This is a genomic window from Tumebacillus permanentifrigoris (assembly GCF_003148565.1).
Lineage (GTDB): Bacteria > Bacillota > Bacilli > Tumebacillales > Tumebacillaceae > Tumebacillus > Tumebacillus permanentifrigoris.
Map to the genome: position 1 here is coordinate 247390 of NZ_QGGL01000004.1, position 20591 is coordinate 267980.

20 protein-coding genes, 1 pseudogene and 1 riboswitch are annotated in these 20591 nt (G+C 51.2%); of the genes and pseudogenes, 4 read left to right on the top strand and 17 right to left on the bottom strand.

What is annotated here, in order from left to right; genetic code table 11:
• Window positions 1-3: 3 nt before the first annotated feature.
• From C7459_RS06245 to C7459_RS23610, 15 genes are all read right to left on the bottom strand, one after another.
• Entirely contained in the window at window positions 4-1035 is a 1032-nt protein-coding gene (locus C7459_RS06245; RefSeq protein ID WP_109687476.1) for a beta-ketoacyl-[acyl-carrier-protein] synthase family protein, read from the bottom strand.
• 197 nt (window positions 1036-1232) lie between these two features.
• Window positions 1233-2033: a HoxN/HupN/NixA family nickel/cobalt transporter gene (locus C7459_RS06250; RefSeq protein ID WP_109687478.1), complete on the bottom strand. Its 801-nt coding sequence runs from the start codon at window positions 2031-2033 to the stop codon at window positions 1233-1235.
• A 151-nt stretch (window positions 2034-2184) separates the two neighbouring features.
• A riboswitch (cobalamin riboswitch) is annotated at window positions 2185-2380 on the bottom strand.
• A 56-nt stretch (window positions 2381-2436) separates the two neighbouring features.
• Complete coding sequence (locus C7459_RS06255; protein WP_109687596.1) at window positions 2437-3090, bottom strand: TetR/AcrR family transcriptional regulator; 654 nt, start codon at window positions 3088-3090, stop codon at window positions 2437-2439.
• A gap of 51 nt (window positions 3091-3141) precedes the next feature.
• Window positions 3142-4188 (bottom strand): ABC transporter permease, encoded by a 1047-nt coding sequence (locus C7459_RS06260; protein ID WP_109687480.1) that lies wholly within the window; start codon window positions 4186-4188, stop codon window positions 3142-3144.
• Window positions 4185-4910, bottom strand: a complete 726-nt coding sequence (locus tag C7459_RS06265) for an ABC transporter ATP-binding protein (protein WP_109687482.1) — start codon at window positions 4908-4910, stop codon at window positions 4185-4187. The genes C7459_RS06260 and C7459_RS06265 overlap by 4 nt, the downstream gene beginning before the upstream one ends.
• A gap of 264 nt (window positions 4911-5174) precedes the next feature.
• Window positions 5175-5291 (bottom strand): FDLD family class I lanthipeptide, encoded by a 117-nt coding sequence (locus C7459_RS23600; protein ID WP_211320348.1) that lies wholly within the window; start codon window positions 5289-5291, stop codon window positions 5175-5177.
• 119 nt (window positions 5292-5410) lie between these two features.
• On the bottom strand, window positions 5411-5542 hold the full coding sequence (locus tag C7459_RS23935; RefSeq protein ID WP_281272742.1) for a hypothetical protein: 132 nt from the start codon (window positions 5540-5542) through the stop codon (window positions 5411-5413).
• A gap of 431 nt (window positions 5543-5973) precedes the next feature.
• The gene (locus tag C7459_RS23940) at window positions 5974-6105 is read right to left on the bottom strand and encodes a hypothetical protein (RefSeq protein ID WP_281272743.1); all 132 of its coding nucleotides are present in this window, start codon (window positions 6103-6105) and stop codon (window positions 5974-5976) included.
• A gap of 177 nt (window positions 6106-6282) precedes the next feature.
• Complete coding sequence (locus C7459_RS23605; RefSeq protein ID WP_245884417.1) at window positions 6283-6375, bottom strand: FDLD family class I lanthipeptide; 93 nt, start codon at window positions 6373-6375, stop codon at window positions 6283-6285.
• Window positions 6376-6596: 221 nt separating this feature from the next.
• Window positions 6597-7970, bottom strand: a complete 1374-nt coding sequence (locus tag C7459_RS06270) for a lanthionine synthetase C family protein (RefSeq protein WP_109687484.1) — start codon at window positions 7968-7970, stop codon at window positions 6597-6599.
• Entirely contained in the window at window positions 7967-9811 is a 1845-nt protein-coding gene (locus C7459_RS06275; protein ID WP_109687486.1) for an ABC transporter ATP-binding protein, read from the bottom strand. Before C7459_RS06275 ends, C7459_RS06270 begins: the two co-directional genes overlap by 4 nt.
• Window positions 9808-12978 (bottom strand): lantibiotic dehydratase, encoded by a 3171-nt coding sequence (locus tag C7459_RS06280; protein WP_146200954.1) that lies wholly within the window; start codon window positions 12976-12978, stop codon window positions 9808-9810. Before C7459_RS06280 ends, C7459_RS06275 begins: the two co-directional genes overlap by 4 nt.
• A 197-nt stretch (window positions 12979-13175) precedes the next feature.
• On the bottom strand, window positions 13176-13298 hold the full coding sequence (locus tag C7459_RS23945) for a hypothetical protein (RefSeq protein WP_281272744.1): 123 nt from the start codon (window positions 13296-13298) through the stop codon (window positions 13176-13178).
• 437 nt (window positions 13299-13735) lie between these two features.
• Complete coding sequence (locus tag C7459_RS06285; protein ID WP_109687491.1) at window positions 13736-13855, bottom strand: lantibiotic paenibacillin; 120 nt, start codon at window positions 13853-13855, stop codon at window positions 13736-13738.
• Window positions 13856-13885: 30 nt separating this feature from the next.
• The gene (locus tag C7459_RS23610; protein ID WP_211320350.1) at window positions 13886-14020 is read right to left on the bottom strand and encodes an FDLD family class I lanthipeptide; all 135 of its coding nucleotides are present in this window, start codon (window positions 14018-14020) and stop codon (window positions 13886-13888) included.
• Between the two features lie 291 nt (window positions 14021-14311).
• Here C7459_RS23610 and C7459_RS24135 point away from each other — a divergent pair.
• Both C7459_RS24135 and C7459_RS23785 read left to right on the top strand, forming a co-directional pair.
• Window positions 14312-15070, top strand: a pseudogene (locus C7459_RS24135) (RCC1 domain-containing protein); the annotation flags it as partial.
• Between the two features lie 156 nt (window positions 15071-15226).
• Window positions 15227-15940: a cohesin domain-containing protein gene (locus tag C7459_RS23785; protein ID WP_146200955.1), complete on the top strand. Its 714-nt coding sequence runs from the start codon at window positions 15227-15229 to the stop codon at window positions 15938-15940.
• Window positions 15941-16634: 694 nt separating this feature from the next.
• Here the strand turns inward: C7459_RS23785 and C7459_RS06295 are convergent.
• A complete protein-coding gene (locus C7459_RS06295; RefSeq protein ID WP_109687496.1) occupies window positions 16635-17990 on the bottom strand; it encodes an MATE family efflux transporter in 1356 nt (451 codons plus the stop codon).
• 259 nt (window positions 17991-18249) lie between these two features.
• Between C7459_RS06295 and C7459_RS06300 the strand changes: the two genes are divergently transcribed.
• A complete protein-coding gene (locus tag C7459_RS06300; protein ID WP_109687498.1) occupies window positions 18250-18795 on the top strand; it encodes a TetR/AcrR family transcriptional regulator in 546 nt (181 codons plus the stop codon).
• A 15-nt stretch (window positions 18796-18810) separates the two neighbouring features.
• Window positions 18811-19278, top strand: a complete 468-nt coding sequence (locus tag C7459_RS06305; protein WP_109687500.1) for a MerR family transcriptional regulator — start codon at window positions 18811-18813, stop codon at window positions 19276-19278.
• A 101-nt stretch (window positions 19279-19379) separates the two neighbouring features.
• Here the strand turns inward: C7459_RS06305 and C7459_RS06310 are convergent, their stop codons facing one another.
• A complete protein-coding gene (locus C7459_RS06310) occupies window positions 19380-20501 on the bottom strand; it encodes an NADH-dependent flavin oxidoreductase (protein WP_109687502.1) in 1122 nt (373 codons plus the stop codon).
• Between the last annotated feature and the right edge of the window lie 90 nt (window positions 20502-20591).

The following is a 20591-nucleotide window of genomic DNA, read 5'->3' on the forward strand; positions in this document are numbered from 1 at the left end:
CTCCTACTCTTTGGACAGGGCAATGCCTGTCTTGATCCATTTCGAAGATTCAATCGCAACGCCGATTGCTTTCTCCCCCGCTTGCATCTTGCTCGCCAAAATTTCCAATTGCATGTACGGCAAACCGTTGCTGACATTCCCGGTGTCCGCGACGATGTTGATCGCACACGCGGGGTCGATCTGCAGGAAGTTGACAATCTTGTCTGTCATATGACCGCCCAATTGCGGCGGCAGGTAGTGCGACACTTCTGAAGAGGGCCAATTCAGGGTGGCTTGCAGTTCAGCGATCATCTCCTGCGCCATCCGCGGAACGTGCGTCTCAATCGCTTTGTAATCCTCGCGCAGCACTTGGAGTTTCTTGCCCTTGGCATCACGGGCTTCCGTATCCATATGCGAACCGAACCAGTTGATCATCTGACCAGGTTCGCGGTTCACTCCTTCGCAGCGGTTGACGATCTTGTCGATGCGAATTCCCGGACACTCCGGTGCGTTTGTCAGGATGCAAGCGCCCGCTCCATCGCCAAACAACGCGAAGTTGATGATCTCTGTGGAACGCATTTTTTTGAAATCGCGGTTGAAATCGATGTACTTGTAGCAGACGTCACCGCCGATGACCAACGCGTTTTTGAACTCCCCGCTCTGCAAAAAGCGGTGTGCAAGATCCATCCCTTGCAAAGCACCAGAACAACCGGACTGCACCTGATAGGTCGGGATGTTCTGGAGACCTAGCTTGTCTGCCACGAGGTTGACCGTGGCCGGGAGGATCATGTCGGGTGTTGCTGTCGAGAGGACGACAAAGTCGATCTCCTCCGGCTTCATCTGTGCAGCTTCCAGCGCTTTCACGGCCGCCTCGTAGCACACGTCAACCAACTGGAATTTGACGTTGCGGTCATCGAGATCCACCACGAAGTGCCTGGTTTTCGTGCCGATGATCTGGTCGATCCAGTCTGCGCGAATTGAGAAGATTTCTTCCATCTTCGCATTGGTGATGGGTTCACCTGGCAAGCTCGTTCCCAGTCCCATGATTGTGATCATGTCGTCTCCTCCATGATATCGAATTTAAGTGTGTAGTTCTATGGAAGTAATTTAATACTATAATATAGTAACAAAACTTTTATCTATAGATTATATGATCATCTTCCGCTCAGTCAATGTGAAGTAACTAAAATTCCTCTTAAAAAATTACAAAAAAAGACCGTGCTCTCGCGTAGAGAACACGGTCTTTTTTTTCCTCACCGGTAGGAAATGCGCTTCGAGCTGTTGCGGGATAGGAATCGAACCCCACCGAAGCAAATCAACAGCATGATGAAGATCACGACCCCCACCACTTCAAAGTCTAACTCGGCCCACGGGTAGAAATAGGTAAACGCCTCGTAGAACGACACCCCGAACGCAAGGGCGACGATCACCCACCCCATCGCTTTGGAAGCGGTGCGCCCTAATTGACCCGACTGGGCCAGCATCCGATAGGCAATCAACGAGTCGATCGTGTCGGTCAGCATCATCCCCGCCATGAACGTCAGTCCTAACGCAACTGGCAGATAAGGATTGTCCGCATTACCTGAGGCCAGCGCCCATACCGACGTCTGGGAAACCGTGTCTGCTGCCAAGGCGAACACGCCCCCGATCAAGATGATCATGAACGGATTCGTCGTCTCCCGCACAATCCGGGGAATGAATCTCCCCTTGATCCCGCGCAGTTTAAAGTCGCTCTGTTCGGAGCGACTGCGCACGAGGTTCACAGCGTTCAGACAGCCGATCAACGCCAGTGAACAGACCGATACCCACGTCACGACCGTGTCGAAGTAGTCGGGAAACGTAAATTCCTTGCTGAACATCGACAGAATCACACCGACCGTGGCGACCACCAATCCGTGACCGAAGGAGAACAGCGTGCCGACCCACCGAGCCGTTTTGCGACCTTCGCGCAAGTTGTAGCGCGTCAACCCGTCGATACAAGCCAGATGATCCGCGTCGAGCCCATGACGCAATCCAAGCACAAACACGAGCGCGAGCAATGAGAAATCTTCCATGATGCCTTCCCCCTTTGGTATCCCTGCTACTCCAGTACATCAAAAAAACCCCATCCTAGTGGATGGGGTTGTGTGAACAAGTGGACAGACGACAGCCGAATAGAGATCCTAGTCGTTCCATTGCACACACCACTCCTTTCCGCGAAGGCACTTGGGTGTAGCGAACGTAGGTAGGTCTCCTGGCTTCCGGATCATCGCGCGCTCTCGTCTTCCCCGATCCTCAGATCGAGTGACATACATGAAAGCGAACTCATCGGTTACAGTGGCGGGACCGCTCGGGACTTTCACCCGATTCCCTGTTACCCCTTGCGTGTCTTGACAAGGGCACCTCGTTGCTGACCTATGTAGTTTTTTACTTCGATTCAATCTATTCGAGTCTCCTGCTGAAATTCCTGCTTGGTCGTCAACGTTGGACACCGTTCGTAATAAATCGAACCAGGTGATCGATCTCCGCTGCATCGTCCCGCACAACAGGCTCTGGCAACAACAGAAAGCGCATGACGAAATGACTGCCAATGCACGTGAAGATCATACGCAAGAGGATCGGGTTCGGGAGATCCACCAGTTCGCCACGCGCTTTAAACAGATCCAACGTCTGGTTCAGAAACTTCAAGACGTCATTGTCGAACAATGGGGGCAAGCCTTTTCGCAATTCGTCCCGGTACAGGAATTCCTTCACGATGATTTGAAAGATCTCTTTGTTCGCTTTGATGAATTGCATGCGATTGGTGAGCAACGCTCGCAGAAACCCTTCAAAACTTCCGAATTGCTCGGGGTTCACTTGCTCCTGCAGCTCTTCCGCCAGACTCGGGATCGACTCTTTTAAAAACGGCAGGATCACCGCGAGCAGCAGGTTTTCCTTGGTCCCGTAGTGACGAAACAGGGTGCCTTCCGAAACGCCCGACGCGGTGGCGATCTCCTTGGTCGAGGTATTGGCATATCCCTTTTCTGCAAACATGGCAATCGCGGTCTCCACGATTTTCTGTTGTTTGACCGTTTCTTTTTTGGACAATTTCGATTGGGCCAGGATCGCTTCCAGTAGATTTTTTGATGACATCCCCAACAAGTCCTTTCCATCTAGGTTCGCCCTGTACCTGACTCCCCGTGCTTACAAGCGTCGGTACTTCTTCAAGGCAAACGTATTCAGCACGATGAAGACCGCTGCAAATACCACCAAGGCCACGATGTCCCCACTGACTTCGCGGAAGGTCGCGCCTTGGTACATGATGCCTTTTAGTGCATCTGCGCCATAGTAGAGCGGCATGATTTTACTCAAGGCTTGCAACCAGGTCGCCATCCCTTCGATCGGGAAGATACCGGCAAAAAAGATTTGCGGGATCACCACAACCGGAATGAATTGTACCATCTGGAATTCAGAGGCTGCAAACGTCGACAACAGGATGCCCAGCGACAGCGCCACCAAGGCCAGCAACAGGTTAATCAAGAGCACATGCCAAATCGAACCGACGAGCGTCATATCGAGCACGTTGATGGCATAGAGCACGACGATGACGGTTTGGATGATGGCAAAAATCCCATACCCCGCCAGATACCCCGTGATGACTTCGCCTCTGCGAATCGGAGTCGACATGATCCGTTCCAGCGTGCCTGTGGTTCGCTCCCGCAACAAGCCGATGCCGGAGATGAGAAAGACGAAAAAGAACACAAAGAAACCCACCAACACGGGACTCAGAACATCAAAAAACGAAGTCTCACTGTTTCCGTACACATAATCGGTCGCGATGCTCGGCGCTTGTGCAACGCCGGTCGGATTGCTTTTGCTTGGCAGTTGCGCCGCTACTGCGGCTTGATTGACCAGCATCTGCAGGAGCTTCGCCTTTGACGGATCGCTATTTTCAAGGGTCAGTTCCAGTTTCTGATCGTGGCTTTGCAACACACCGTCCAGTTGCTCTTGAACGACCCGCTCCTTGGTTGCGTCGGGAACCGCTCGGACGTTGACATTTGCTTTTTCTAACACCTGCACGAGGGTTGGGTTGACGTTTACGACGCCCAATGTAGGTGCTACCGCGTTGCTGGCAAACAGGAAATACATGAGCGTGAGCACGAGCAGTGGAGCTACAAATAACAACGCGAGCGTGCGTTTGTCGCGCAACATCTGTTGGCAAATTCGTTTGATCAGCGCCCCTGTTCTCACGGCTGTTCCCCCCCTGCCCGCAGGAATACTTCCTCTAAATTACGAGCGTGAAAGCGCTCCATCAATTCTTGTGGTGTGCCGCTGGTGATGATCTGGCCTTCTCGCACCATCGCGAGGGTATCACAGCGTTCGGCTTCATCCATGACGTGGGTGGTCACGATGATGGTTTTGCCTTCCTGTTCCTTTAAACGCAGCAATTCATTCCAGATCGTCAACCGCAAGGCAGGGTCGATGCCGACTGTCGGTTCGTCGAGGATCAGCACCTTTGGGTTCTGAACCAAGGCGATGGCCAGCGACAACCGGCGTTTCATGCCCCCGGAATAGGCGGATACTTTCTTGCTCAATTCCGGCGTCAGTTTGACCAAGTCGGCTGCATACGCGATGCGCTCCCGCTGTTCTGCTTTTTTCAACTTAAAAAGGGACGCGAAAAACTTGAGATTCTCCTCTGCCGTCAACTCTGCATAGAGGGCATCCGATTGCGCCATGTACCCGATCTCCTGCAGAACCTCCAGATTGGGCATCTGCTGGTTCAACACTTGCACAGTCCCCGCGTCCGCGATGTCCATGCCAACCAGCAGTTTGACGAGCGTTGTCTTGCCCGCTCCAGAGGGCCCGATCAGACCGTAGATCTGTCCCTGCTGGATCGTGACGCTCACCTGATTCAGCACAACTTTTTTGCCGTACTTTTTGCTGACCCCGTCCACTTTGACTGGTAGATCCATGTGCTCGATACCTCCGCAAAAAAGTGAGTGGTTACTTTTTCAGTATACGAAATCCCCCTTCCGTGTCAATAACGGCCAGCAAGGGCAAGGCTATCCTGTTTCGTACTGTTTCAACGCGAGAACACTCTACTCAGCGGCTCTTGCGGTTGGTGAACAATTCCCCTCACCCAAAAAGGCACTCCCCGATTGAGGGAGTGCCTTTTCATCTCATCACCTACAAGACCATCAATCGTGCAGTACAGCACCCGTGACGGCCTGTACATACTACCAGCAACCTGAGATCGTGCACAAACAGGAATACGTGTACTCTGGTGTGCCACCGCCATCCTCGGCATAGCTAGGCGATTTGACTTGAACGTCGAGATCGAACATTTTTTCCATTGAAAGTAGCCTCCTCGAGATGTAGTTGGGTACGTAGGCATGTCTAGGCTGTTTTGTGAAGGTCGCATAAGTAAAGGCCCTCACCAGTCGAGTACTTGACTGGTGAGGGCCTTATCAAATTACATTTGTTCTTCTCTCCAGCAATCGGTGAGAATCGAGCAGAAGCAAGAAGCGGACCAGCCAAGTCCTTCACGAGCAATGTTCAGGTTGGACGGCTTGACTTGAACGTCGAGATCAAACATTTTTTCCATTGGAATCAGCCTCCTAGCGATTAGTATAGTGTGGGCGGATCTGTGCAGCCGAGCGAGCCAAAAACATTCGATTCCTTCGAAGCGTTGATGCAGGTAGGCGTTACTTGAACGTCGAGTTCAAACAAACTTTCCACTGGAATCAGCCTCCTAGAGTTATCGTTTGCAAGGATGTATGTCTCAGCTGCAAGGTGAGCGCGAATCTGTCAGGGACTCTTCCAACAAACCACTCCCAGATACAATGTAACATAAATATTGAATATTTTCAATATACCAATAAAATGTTTTATATTATATTTAATAAAGTAAATCTTGATTTTGACTCTTCTCGTTTCCATTCAGAGTCAGGTTCAGTTTCTTGGAAAATTCGCCTTGACGAACAAAAAACCTCACCTGTCCTGTAGCGAACGGGTGAGGGTGAGGGTCTGAGCCAATCACATCGGGTCTTGTTTCCAGCAGTCGGTGAGGATTGAGCAGAAACAAGATTGGGAGACATCTTGTAATGCAGCACCATCGGTGTAGATGGACGACTTAACCTGCACGTCGAGATCAAACAATTTTTCCATTGGATACAACCTCCTACGGGTTCATATTGTCCAAGGATGCCTGTCTTAGCTGGTAGATGAGCTTAATATAGCATATGTATACAATGAATTTCAATATATAAAAATAAAGTTTTGTAATCGCTTGACATTTTCAATAAAAAAAATCACCAGTTCTGTACGGAACTGGTGATTTCCCTTTTACACCGTTTGACAGAGCGACGAGGTAAACCAATTCGGCTCTTTCACCGAATTGCCACCGGTCTGCATAACTTGTACGTCGAGATCGAACATTTTTTCCACGGGAAACACCTCCAGAGATATAGGATGTACATGGATGTAGGTCTCAGTTGTCGGGTGAGCGCTCATTCGTCAGGAGTCCTTCTAACAAATCACTCTCTGTCTAAATTGTAACATAGAATGGACATTTTATTCCAATATAATTTAATTTTTATTTGTACGCTTCAAATTCCCGAAGTTAATTTCCGTTCATTCGCCGCTTGGGACTGCCCTCCTCAAGACATCAAAAACACCGCATCCCACTCAGGTGCTTCCTCTGCAAGCATGCTCGCCAACACCACCAATGTGCCTGCCAAGCCGATCAACAACCCTGGCTTGCTCAGTTGTTGATGTCCGACCTCGACACGATGAAGTTCATAGACGCCAAAGGGCAGCTCCTCGTCATACAGATCCAGCACTTGTGCCACGAGTCGATCCCGCTCCTGTGCGAATACCTCGTTCCCCGTCTCGGCATACATCACATTGGCAGCATGAGCGAGACCGGCGAGGCCGTGGCAGAAGTTCGGAGCAGCTACACCCCTTGTTTCTGTGGGGCGACGCAAGGACGCGAGGGCCGCTTCGACGGCAATTTCCTTCCATTTCGTCTCCCCAAGCGCAACACCAGCAAACCACAGTTGGCGAGAGATACCGGAAGCCCCGTAGCACCATGATTCATGTGAAGGGACGGTCGCTTCCCCCCACCCGTCCAAAAGCACTTCCATCGGGATGCGACCGGGCCAGTACGAACCAGCCTCGTCTTCGAGCATCCACTCGCACAGCCACTCGGCGTACCGCCGAATCGCCGCTTCCTGCCCCGCAACCTCCACCCCATGCAGCTTCGCCAAAGCCAGCAACCCCATCGGCCCTGCCACCCCATGTGAGAGGCCCAAATTGAAGTTGCCTTGCTGGTATTGCTCGCGCTCCGACGGCAGGAATTGATTGGTTCTCGTGATGTGCCACAGGGGGACGTTCTGGCCGTCCAGCTCCTTGTCGCCGCTCAACGAGATCAGATAGTGCAACACCGATTGCAACGCGGGCTGCAGGTTCGGCTCGTCCTTGAACGCCAACAAGTACCGCCCGATCCCCGTGATTCCGCCCATCAGATCATAGTCGGTCATCCGCAGGTCTGTTTCCATGCGCGCCGTCCACTCGTTGATCAGGGTCGGCAATTGCTTGGCGGCGTACTCGTTGAAGGATGCCAGCATCCCCGCATAGCGAGTGCCACCACGCGACAGGGCGCGGATGCCCATCATCACGCCGGCGAGCCCACCCCAGAGGTTGAACGCTGAAATTCCGGTCTGCGTGACCGATTGCTGCACGGCGACCAACATCTGATGCCCCGCCATGTCCCAGCCCGCCTCTGGCTCCAAACGATCCAGTTCACCGAACAGCAGACACAAGCCCGGATATCCGTCCGCCAGCGATAGATCGCTCCATTGGGGCAAGATCATGCCTTGGAAATCGACCGGTTCCTGGATGGCACGCTCCTTGACAGTTGCTGCATCTCGTAGTAGCTCCACCGATGTTTTGACTCGTTGCTCAACCGCCTTGCGCAACTCCACATCGGTCAGCGGTTTCCACGCACGTTTCTGCATTGGCACATTGCTCATGTCTTCACCTCATAGAGTTTCATTTGCACACGATACATCTCGGCATATTGACCGTTTCGCGCCATTAATTCATCGTGTGTGCCCTGCTCGATCACCGCTCCGTCTTCCATCACCAAGATCTGATTGGCAAATCGGGCACTCGTTAAGCGGTGGGCGATGAATAGACCCAGCCGGTCGCGCAACAAGTCGCGGATCTTCTCAAACACTTCGCTCTCCGCGATCGGGTCGAGCGCCGCGTTCGGCTCGTCCAACACATACAGATCGGCTTCGCGGACGAACGCCCGCGCGATGGCGATCCGCTGCCACTGACCCCCCGACAACTGCTCTCCGTTGACCAACCAACGACCGAGCTCTGTGTTGAGTTGTTTCGGCAAATTTCGAACGAACGAACCAATGCCCGTGCGATCGCTCGCCTCCAACAATTTGTCATCCTGTGCGAGAACGAGCGTATTGCCAAACCCGATGTTGTGCCGCACCGACATCTCATACTGCATGAAGTCTTGGAACAGCACGCCGATGCGCTTCTGCAACTGCGCCACACCCCACGCGCTGGTCTGCGATCCGTTGACCAGAATCTCGCCTTCATACCCTTCGTAGAGCTGAGTCATGAGCTTGGCGAGGGTGGATTTGCCCGACCCATTGCGCCCTACGACCGCGATGCATTCCCCACGGCGCAGCGTAAAACTCACGTTGCGCAACACGTCCCGCTCTGTCCCCGGATAGCGAAACGATACATTCCGGAACTCAAAGGTCTCGATCGTCTCCAAACTCTGTTGCTCCTGGCCCGACGCATCCGCCAGCCGCAATGCAGGCTCTGAGGACGGCAGCGCAAGAAACACGAACAATTGCTCGATATACAAATTGTGCTGACAGATCGCCAGCACATTGCTGAACACGGTCTGAGCGCTGGACTGCGTCAGTGTGATCGCCTGTACATAGCCGTACAAGTCACCCACTTGGATCAGCTTTTGGAACGCTTCACGAACGGCGAGGTAGATCATGCCTGCTAGGCTTAGCAAGTTCAACCCTTGATAGGCTGAAGACCAGATCAGGCGCTTTTTCGCCATGCGGCGGTCTACGAGATAGAAGTCTTGGTAGATCGCCTTGAACTTATCAAGGAAGAAACTCCCCAGTTGGAACAGGCGGACTTCCTTGACGGCTTTGTCATGGGTGAGGACGAAGCCGTAATACCACGCTTCCCGGTGCTTGCTCGCGCGCTCGTAGGAGATGAGAAACTGCTCTCGGTTGATGCTGAGCATCGTGAAAAAGGAAATCCCCGTGGTCGCCGCTACGACCAAGACCACCCACCATTTCCATACGATCAAGAGCAACACCGTGCTGACCAAGGTGACGAGGTGGTTGATCACACCGAGCATTTGCGTAAACATCTGATACGGGCGGAACATCACGTCTTGTTGCGCCCGTTTGAGCTGCTCTTGCACCTGCGTATTTTCAATATCAGCAAGTCCAAGCGTCACGGCTTTTTCCATCACTTTTCCCTGTACCGTGTTGGCAATCAACTGCTGGAAGAGACCTTCGTAGTACGCTTGGGCGAGGCTCAAGCCTTGCTTGAACACCAAGACTCCGACGTACCAAGCAAACGCACCGAGCGCTTGCTTGCCCCCAGCGGACACCCCCGTCACGACCCCATTGATCAGCTGTTGCGTCGCCACCAGCGAGAGGATCGGTACGATTCCTAGCAACAGATACAACATCACGATTCGGATCAGATAGCCAGGGCTCGCACCCCAGATCAATGCGAACAAGTTGCCCCAATGCCGAAACGATTGGAGCACATCTCGCAGACCGATTCCCTGTGTAGTCTCTGCTTGTCCGCTCACAGCTCATCTCTCCGGAAATGCTTCATGGCATTGAGCGCATGGCGGGTCAGGATCATCGTTTTGCGCTCCTGTGCGAGATCGATCCCATACAAGCGGTTCATGTGCAGATGAATCACGCTGAACACCAGATCTCGATACGGACCGAACAGTTCCCCGCGTTCATCGGCTGCCCGCACTTCCTGTGCATATCGTTTGACAATCGGAGCGCGGAACTTCAGCATTCCGTGCAGCAGCGCCCCGTCTGGATGGGCGCGCAGTCCGGCCCACTCGTCCTGTGGATTGGCGATGTCCAAGATCGTCTTGCGATATGTGCGGAACAAGTCGAGATGTTCCTTGCTCCCAAATGCCTGATCCATCAACTCCACCTGTTCGCTGAAGGAGTACCCGAACTGTTCCAGATAGTCCAGCACCGACAGCACGCCGACCAGATCGAACGGAAGTTGCAGCCCACCGAATCGATTGGCCTTCACCCAGTTCGCGACCACCATCGAATCCGCATGGAACACCTGCTCCACGAGCTTCATCAACTCTGGACCCCCGTATCGCTCCACCTCAGGCTCGTAGGCGTCGAGGACCAGTTTCGACAGCATCCCGTCCTGCAGCAACTCCGTGCTCCATTGATGAACCAGCGGCATGACACGGCTGGACAGCACATCCGGTTGCCCGTGCAGACGCAGGCGGATGTGCATATCCGGGTCGGCGTAGCGCATGAAGTACGCCTTGTCCACGAGCCCTTGTTGCGAGACGGCGGACAAGAGTTCGATCAGTTTCGTCGCCATGAACTCCTCCTGCCGCGACTCGATGCCATACAGCTTCATGTACATCCACTCACTGCCCGGCAAATAGATCCGTGGCCCTTCGTACCCCGTGCGTTTCGCCAACCGCTTCGATCCGGTTGGGGCCTTTCCTTCCGGCTCTCGTCTGATGAGCGAGAACACGAACTCGCTGGCGTACACGCCACCCGATCCGCGGACGATGCTGCGCGTTTCCAACTGCCCGGTCTCGACCAACGTCACTTTTCCCGTTTGCTTCAGTTCCTTGCGAATCTCTTCCACATGGTGTGGCTTTGTCAGATCGAGCAGCATGCGGTTGTCAAACAGCGCCAGGTAGACGAATTTCGGCGCCTTCCAATCGTCGCGCCACGCTTGCACCGCTTGGAAAAAAGCGTCGTCCGACATCGAGTCCTCGTACCAAGCATCGCGTTTGCGCATCTTCCACTGCGCGGATTGCAAGACCACGCGGCCGTGACGAACGCGGGGCAGGTAGCTCGCAGCATCAAGCTGCCCCCACTGGAACGGAGCCCACTGCGCATACCGCGCGAGCCCAATGTCCCGCAGGAAGCGGTAGACATTCGGCGTGTTTTTGTGGTTGAGCATGTGACACGCGGTCGGGATGACTTCCCGATTCAAGCTGCGGGATTTCAGATACAGGTACTTGTCTGTGGCCCCGACCACCAGATCGTGGAACGCGATCGTATGCTCTGGGTCGGTCGAAGCATTTGTGCCCATCGGGATCTCGTAAGACCGGGCGTGACGGGTCAACACCACATTGGTTGCGCGGCCCATGTTCGGCAGATAGGACACCTCTGCCCAGATCGCCTCAGGTTCGATCGCTTCTTCGCGTCGCGCCGCCTCTTGCAAGGGACCTGCAAACCCGTCCTCCATCATGTCGACGAAACGACCGAACGTCTTGTACGCCATCGCCGATCCGTAATTCCCGCCGATGAACAGCTCGTACTTCCCTTGATCAAGGTCCTCTGGGGAATCGGCCAGCACCTGGAAGTACAGCTCCATCGAGGGCGGCGCTTCGTGCAACTGGAGGCTGTCTGTCCCTTGGAGCAATTGAATGTGCTCCGCCGTGAGCTCTAGCTCCGGCAGACCTTTTTGCAACGTCTCGGCAAACCACTCCGCCACCAACTGCTCCCGTTGATTTTGAAGATTCAGATGGCCTTGGCCCAATTGGCGTCTGCTCGCAGGATGCTGATAGCCCGATGGCGCACCCATCCCAATGTCTTCGTCAAGCAGTTCGAGCAGCGAAACTTCGCGATGGTACCCATACTTTTCAACAAAGTCCTCGTGGTACTTGGCGATATGCGGGAGTCCCTTGTATCTGGCAGACATGCGCCACATCACTTCGGCAGCCCCTTCGACATCTGCCCGCACCGACTCGGGCAGGTGTACCCGCTCACTGTGCAAGGCCAAGTCGACCTGCAGCGCAGTTGTCACCTCCGCCATCGCCTTCATCTCAGCGACCAGTTCGAGATACTGCTGCTCCCCTTCGCCGATCGGCAGGGCATCGTAGGCTATCATGCGATCGTGGATGCTTTGCAGGCTTGCATAGAGCTCGTCGACCCCTTGGAGCTTCGACAGCTCGTGGAGCACATAAGCGTAGGGGTCGGTCGTGGTCGTCGGAGGGCGCAGGTTGGAGACGAGGAACTCCTGCTCGAACAATTGCAGGAGGAAGGTGCGCACCATCTCGTCTGTTGCGCCTGGGAATGCCTCGATGATGTCGAGGATCAGTGACTCAAAGGGGACCGGTCCCGGCCGGTTTTGCAAACCGAACTCTACGACGGGCGAGTTGCGGATGGAGACGATGTCGTTGCCATTGCCCCGTTGCCCGTAGCGGGTCACGTAGGGGAGTTTCCAGCGTGACCCGTGACGATAGGCCATCGGGTTGGTCGAGACGTGAAGTTGCCGGATCACAGCAGGGTCCGATTCGAGCCGTTCAAGGATCTTCAGCAACCAGTTCATATCAGGACGAGAGCGCTTGCGATGTTTCGGTAGCTCAGAAACTTGCAGATCCGACACATCGGCGAAATGTCCGTGCGTGACACCAGAAAACAGTCCAAACGGCGTCGACCGCGTCGACATGCGGATGAGATAGCGCATAAGGCCTTTGGCAGCTTGTTCCCGTTTGCGCGGGGGAGCCGACAAGTCCATTTGGGGGAGCGATTCGAGGAGCGATGTACTGGCCACGGCAATCGCTTCGCGGATCATCGGATCTTGCGCGTACACAGCCAATTGGGCTGTTGGGTCATCTGATTGCAGCTCTTCGAATACACGAAGAGGCAGTACAGGGGTCCGCATCATAAACACATCGAGCGCTTGGAACCCGGAAGATTGGGACTCTATAGGACGTATCGTAGAAAGTTCTCGTTCTCGCAACACGAGGATCACACTCCAGTTTTCGAAAATAAAAAAACCATCACCAGTTCTGTACAGAACTGGTGATGACCGATTAAATCCATGCGCAGCAGTCAGAATCCGCTGAGCCGTTGATCATCGTGCCCCATGCCGAATCGGTAATCTTGCTAGGCTGCACTTGTACGTCGAGATTGAGCATCTTTTCCACAAGAATCAGCTTCCTAGACAGCGAGTGTGTTTGTCGGCGGACCCGAGCAGGCGAGCGACCACTTTTCTGCGTCTTTCACCGAAGCGTTGATGCTGGTCGGTACTACTTGTACGTCGAGTTCGAACATGTTTTCCACTGGGATCAGCCTCCTAGAGTTTATACGAGCGTGGGCGGTTCCGTGCAGGCGAGCGACCATTTATTAGAGTCTTTTACCGAAGCGTTGATGCTGGTCGGTACTACTTGTACGTCGAGTTCGAACATGTTTTCCACTGGGATCAACCTCCTAGAAATGTATGGTGTACCAGGATGTGTGTCTCAGATGTGTAGTGAGCGCGAATTTGTCAGGGACTCTTCCAACAAATCACTCTCAAATCTAGTATAACATAAAATTCTGTGTTTTCAATATAATTATAAAAAGTTCTATATTATATTTAAAAAAGTAAGTTAACTCTTGAGAAACTCTCAGCTCATTTCAGATTTTCGTCGTTCAAAAAAATAGCACCCGTTCTGAACAGAACGGGTACTATCACGATCAAACTACGAGTAGCAGACCATCCGCTGCTTAGACCGTCCTTAGCAGGTGAGCGTGCAGAGAATCGTGCCCACTTCCGGGTAATTCGTCCACGTAGAAGCAACACCAGCGGTGGTGCTGGTCGGTTTTACTTGAATGTCGAGATCGAACATTTTTTCCATGGAAACAACCCCCTTGAGATTAGATTATGATTAGCAGAACATACAGCTTCCCGTACAGCCAGAGCAGGTGAAGGTACACCACTGCGTGCCCGTGTATTCCGGCCACTCACCACCACCATCGACGGTGGGCTTTACTTGCACGTCGAGATCGAACATTTTTTCCATTGGATCAACCTCCTCGAGATTCAGAATGTCCAAGGATGTAGGTCTCAGTTGTCGTGTGAGCGCACATTTGTCGGGAGTCCTTCCAACAAATTACACTCTAGCTACGTTATAACATAGATAGAGTGACCATTTCAATATAATATAAAAAAAATAATGCGACTTCTTTAAATTCCCGAAGTTAACTTTTTGTTACCTACTCCACCTTACTTCTAGACGTTATGTCCCTGCTGGGCACGTATCGGGGAAAGCGCTTGCAAAAGAGTCGGAATTTCCCTGCTCGATAACGGTGAGTTGGGAGACGGCACGACTGTGTATAGTCCGACACCTGTACAGGTCAAAGAATTAGCTGGTGTTGTTTCGGTTTCATCTGAAGGTAATCAATCCCTCGCACTAAAATCGGATGGAACTGTCTGGTACTGGGGCAGTAGTTATTATTTTGATAGAGACGGCGGTGCTCATCCGAGCCCGATAAAAATCTCTGGCTTGTCGAACATCATCTCAATTTCGACTCGTGATTCGCACGCCTTTGCTGTAAAGTCAGACGGCACCGTCTGGGCGTGGGGTTTTAACGGACTTGGTCAGTTGGGGGATGGCACGAAAACAAATCGTGTAGCACCAATTATGATTCCGGGATTGACGGACATTGTCTCGGTTTCAGCTGGCACTAGTCACACTCTTGCTGTAAAGTCAAATGGAACCGTCTGGGCATGGGGAGATAACGGATATGGTCAACTAGGCGATAATTCTGCGATTGAGCGCACATCACCCGTTCAGGTGATGAAACTATCCGATGTTGTCTCTGTATCGGCTGGATTCTATCACTCCTTAGCCTTAAAGTCGGACGGTACGCTTTGGTCATGGGGGGGAAATGACGCAGGTCAGTTGGGGAATGGAACGTATACACCCCAACCACAGCCAGTGAAAATATCAACTCAAACAAATGTTCTCGCCGTCTCAGCCGGTGGTTATCACTCGACTATATTGAAATCAGACGGTACAGTCTGGGCAGCAGGGGCAAATTATTATGGTCAACTTGGAAATGACTCCAAACTCAGGTCCAATGTATTCGTCCAAACACATGGCGTAGGCTCAATCAATGCCGCTGCGGTCTTGACCAGCCCAACATCGGTAGATCTGACGTATGGCGCAAACTTTAAAGTGCAGACATTTATCGTCAAAAGAGGCACAAAGTTTCTCGACTGTCCCATGACAGGTAAGAGCCTGTCATGCACAGACACAGGGTTGACCCCCAATGCGCCGTACACCTACACCGTGGAGGCCTATGATGTCCACGATACCTTGATCGAAACATTGTCCGCAACGGTGAATTCTCATGAAACCACCGTCCCGAAAATCCTCGTGACTGCTGACAAGCCGGCCGTATCGCCGGGCAGCCCAGTGACAGCCCACGTGGCGATCGAAAATGCCTCGGATCTATACGCCGAGGACGTAACTGTGACCTACGATCCGACCTTGTTCACCTTTGTCAGTGCAACATCGGCCAGCGCTGGCTTGAAAATTTACCATCAGAGTGAAAGCACACCCGGAACGTTGCATCTGGTCGTCGTCAGTCAGGGTGCTCAGTATGGCGTTCACGATTCAGCGCAGTTAGTCACCTTGAACTTGCAAGCGAAAAATCACAGTGGCAAAGGCACGTTCACAGTGTCCGAGGGACTGGTAGCGAATTCCCTTGGCGAGGAGATCGTCCCGACACTTGGGGGTACGGAGGTATCCGTGCTTACGGGGGATGCGGATGTGAACGGAGATGGCAAGGTCAGCTTGGGCGACTTGGGAATCGCAGGTCACCACATGGGCATGGACAAATCCCAATGGACCTTCCCGAAAGCGGACGTGGATCAGAATAACGCGGTCGATGATTTTGACCTGACTGCCATCGTACTCGCGCTGTTGTCCCACTAATCTTGGAACTAGTGCTACAAATCACACAATCGTAAGTTCGTGACCGAATGTGAAAAAGACCATGATTTCTCCAGTTGTAGAGATCATGGTCTTTTTTCTAGGTTGAACAACCACCACCAGCAGTAGTGACGAAGGGGTCTTTTTGGCGATGAGAGCTATCTATACAAAGGAAGGTTTCTTGTGATCGACATTCCCACTGAGGACTTTTACGAATTCTTTATCGGTGCCGTCAACAGAAGGTCCGATAAAGACAACCGACTTTCGCCCATCCCAATATTCAGCTTCATAACAAGCATGAATGTCGCCCATGTGAGGTAGGAAGTTGAACTAGCAAAAAAAGGGAACGGGCGACATGCTCCGTGCTCTTTTTCTTACATTGGTGGAAGCAGTTTCTCCACATGCAGCGAGTTCAAACGATGATGCCCGTGACTGGAACTCCCTTGAAAGTTCCTGCGATCCTATCTGCTACGGCCTCTTGGATCACTTTGTCGGGGACATTTCCTTTTTCCATTTCATCTCGAATACAGGATTCCAAGTTGGAGCCCACAACATATCCGACCGCTCGACGTCTTCGAGACCACCCTCTACTAACGGTACAAGTTGCGTTTCACCACGACCACAACCACGATACGGTTCCCGAGGATGTAGCCGATGTGCCCTATTTAATGTAGCAACTGAATCGTGGGGGAGGTGGTTAGATTGCCTTTACCCTCGTCCATTTGCCGCTACTATACCGCCACACGAATAGAATCGCCTTGACGATCCAGTCAATAAACATCGCCACCCATGTGCCGAACATTCCCATGTTGAAGTAGACGCCTAGCAGATACGCCAAGGCAATCCGGCAGAAAAACATCGACAGAATTCCAACCATCATCGGGAATTTGGCATCACCCGCTGCACGGAATGTCACAGGCAAGGTGTAACTCAGCGGCCAAATGAGTACGGTACCTACTGCATGCCACCAAACGATTTGTTTGGTCAATGCGGTTGCGGCCTCTGACAATCCATAGACATGTAAGATCGTCGGGAGTAAAGCAAGCACCACTGCACAGCTTAGTAGATTTGCCACATACACAATCCCCATGATCTTTTTGGTGTACTGCTTAACTTGTTCGTAATCTTCTGCGCCAACACATCTTGAGATGATAACCGTTAATCCAAGACCAATCGCCATACCCGGTAGCACTTCAAACATCACAATGGTGCCTGACACCGCATTTGCTGCAATTGCGGCCGTACCAAACGTAGCGACCAGACTGAGCACGAGGATTCTGCCCAGATAGAACAACCCATTTTCCAATCCATAGGGAACACCAATGCCTAAGACTTTTTTAATCATCGGCCAGTTGAAATTGTGTGTAAAACTTTTCCTGATATAGAGTTCTCGATTTTGGTTCAAAGCCAATGCGATGATCAGCACTCCAGCCGCAATTCGTGAGAGCAAGGTCGGGATCGCAACACCGGAAACTCCAAAGTGGAAGCCGTAAATCAGTATGGCATTTCCTAGCGCGTGCGCGATGTTCATCGCCAGCATGATCTGCATGGGCAGTTTTGAATTCCCAATCGTGCGAAAGATCGCAGCTCCGGCATTGTAGAGGGCGAGGAACGGAATGGATAGCGCGGTAATCATGAGGTAGGTATCCGCATCCCTGCGTACTTCATCCGAAATCTGTCCGAACAAACCATTCAAGATAAACGGTTTTATCAAATAAATAATGACCATGATCCCGATCGAAACGGCTCCGACCAACCAGACCAGTTGAGTCACGGCTTCTCTTGATTCATCCATCTGCTTCCTGCCTACATATTGTCCTGCAATGACGGCGCCACCGGTCGCCAGAGCTGCGAACAAACTAATGAGCAGTGCCATGACAAAATCAACCAGAGACACACCCGATACGGCTGATTCACCCACGTAGGCGACCATGATGGAGTCTGCCAATCCCACTAGATACTCTAAAAACTGCTCGATGATCAGCGGCAGAAATAAATGGAACAGATCCCCGTTCGTAAATAGGTTTTTTGCCGCTACCAGTTTACGCTCCAATCTCAACCCTCCAATATCCTCCAAATATGCTGATGTCTTCTCATGAAACAGAAGATGGGTCAACCAGTTGAATTGGCTAACCCATCGAAATCAGTCAGCTTGCTTATTCGAAATGACCGTTGACCATTAATGTACACCTGTCTATTATTATATACAGATCCATTGCGCATGCACTGGTTAATCGAACAGTATATGTGCATTACTGAACAAATCAATCGAATTTGGTCATTATCTTTAAGGAAATTGGGTGATCCTCACAATGTCTAAAGTGGATCGAAGAATCCTCAAATCTCAAGAAGCGATAAAAAAAGCTTTTCTAGAACTGATGTCTGACAAAAATTTTGATGACATCACGATACAGGATATTTCCGACAGGGCCAATGTCAGTCGAGGAACCATCTATCTGCATTACGCGGATAAATTTGATCTACTGAACAAGCTCATCGGAGAACATATTAACGAAATGCGGAAAATTTGCCACTCTGCATCTGAATTGGATTATCACGAGGGGAACCTGCCCTGGTTCGCATACCTTGAAAGTCATTATCTATTTTTCTCGACGATGTTAGCAAGTAAGGGAGCCCCTTCCTTTCGCAGTCAGTTCACTGAGTTCCTGATCGAGGAATTCAAGGAGGAGGTAGATACAACAGCAGGAAAAAATCACGGACTACATGAAGATGTCCTCCTTCAATTTATTGTGACGTCTTACGTCGGGATCGTGGAATGGTGGATCACGAATGGCATGCCTCATCCGCCTCATGTCATGGCGGAACAAGTGGGGGTTTTGTTAGAGAGGAATCTGTAAGGTAGGGGATTGAAAATGGAAAAATCTTCGCAAGAACCTAAATACACGGTAAAAGATATTGCAGAAATTACGGGATTAACCAAACACACCATCCGCTATTACGATGATCAGAACTTGATTCCCTTTGTCTCGAGGGATGATCGAAACATCAGGTTATTTTCTGACCACGATCTCGATTGGATCAAAATGGTTCACTCTCTACGTATCTCCGGTTTACCGATCAAAGAAGTGAGACATTATATTGAGATGTGTTTGCAAGGGGACGAAACGATCCCTCAAAGGGCAGAGTTGATCGCCAAACAAGAAAAAGAACTTGAAGATAAAATTCATGAATACTACACGCAATTGATGCACATCAAACAGAAAAAAGCTTACTATCAAAGTCTTACTGCTGAGCAGCAAAAAGATAGTTGGAACCCAATGCACGGGTCAGATTGTGGCAATAAGTATGATATGCCACCGAACATAAAAGCAGCCCGATAATTCGTGGTATAAGATAGGGAATAGGTATTGGCTTACGAACAAGGGCAGTCAGGGACTTGATTTTATGTCCCCGACTGCCCTTTCTATTTAGCTTCGGTTCCTTAATCTCGGATCGGGAACCAACCTGGTGTGTCCCGAATGGCTTCCCAAAGTTTTTCCGGAATACCAAGTTCACGTAACTTTGAGATTCTCAATTCTGTATCGATCTGATCCTCGCGCCCATCAGCGACCATTTCAACCCATTCTGGATTTATGATTAATGATTTACCCAAGGCCAGCAACGGCAGACCTAATTCAAAAGCTTGTAATGCGTCATTTGGTGTTTTGATCGAACCGGCAGCGATCACAGGAATTTTTCCATTCACTCGTTCAAGGATTAGTTCCATCCGGCTTTTTTCAGATTCACCGTCTAATGGCTTTGCGAAGACATCATCTAACGATGCGTGCACGTAATCTAAACCCTGTTCGACAAGTCGATCAATTAACTCATACGTATCTCTCATTCGTAGTCCCCCTTCTTTGTTTTCTTCAGGGGAAATTCTATATCCGAGAATAAAAGGTTTTGTGGCATGTTCTTTACTTACTTTTTTTATTTCTTCGACAATTGCCAGAGGAAACCGCAAACGGTTTTCAAGCGATCCTCCCCACTGGTCCGTCCGCTGGTTGGACATCGGAGAATAGAAATTCTGAATTAAAAATCCATGTGCACCATGAATTTCGACACCATCAAATCCCGCTTCAATTGCTCGTCTCGTGGTTTCACCAAAGGCGCGAATCATATCCAGAATCTCTTCGTGCGATATCGCCCTTGGTTCAATCATGCCTGGTGTTTCTGACGTGACTGTGCTGGCGCTGACGACATCCATGTTAGGAACAAGTTCGGGAACTGCTTTACTTCCTGCATGGAAGATTTGAAGCACTGAAACATTTCCACTGCGTTTCGTCACGTCAGCCAGATTTCTTAAACTTGGAATGAACTTATCATCGTATCCCGCAAATTCATTCGAAAAACCTTGCCCATTCGGGGTGACATGAGTACACCCCGTAATAACGAGCCCGACTCCGTTTACTCTGCTGCTGTAATACTGTACTTCATCATCAGAAATCGTAAGGTCATCATTACTGGACCAAGTTGTCATGGGTGCCATGACGAAACGATTCTTAATGCTAACTCCATTTGGGAAAAGGAAAGGCTCGAATAACTTGTTGTATTTACCGTTCACGTTACACAACTCCTTTTATTGATTGACCAATGTCACGTAGTTTACCCCTTCGAGTGCACTCGAAGTCAAATTTTCAAAAAATACAGTGCC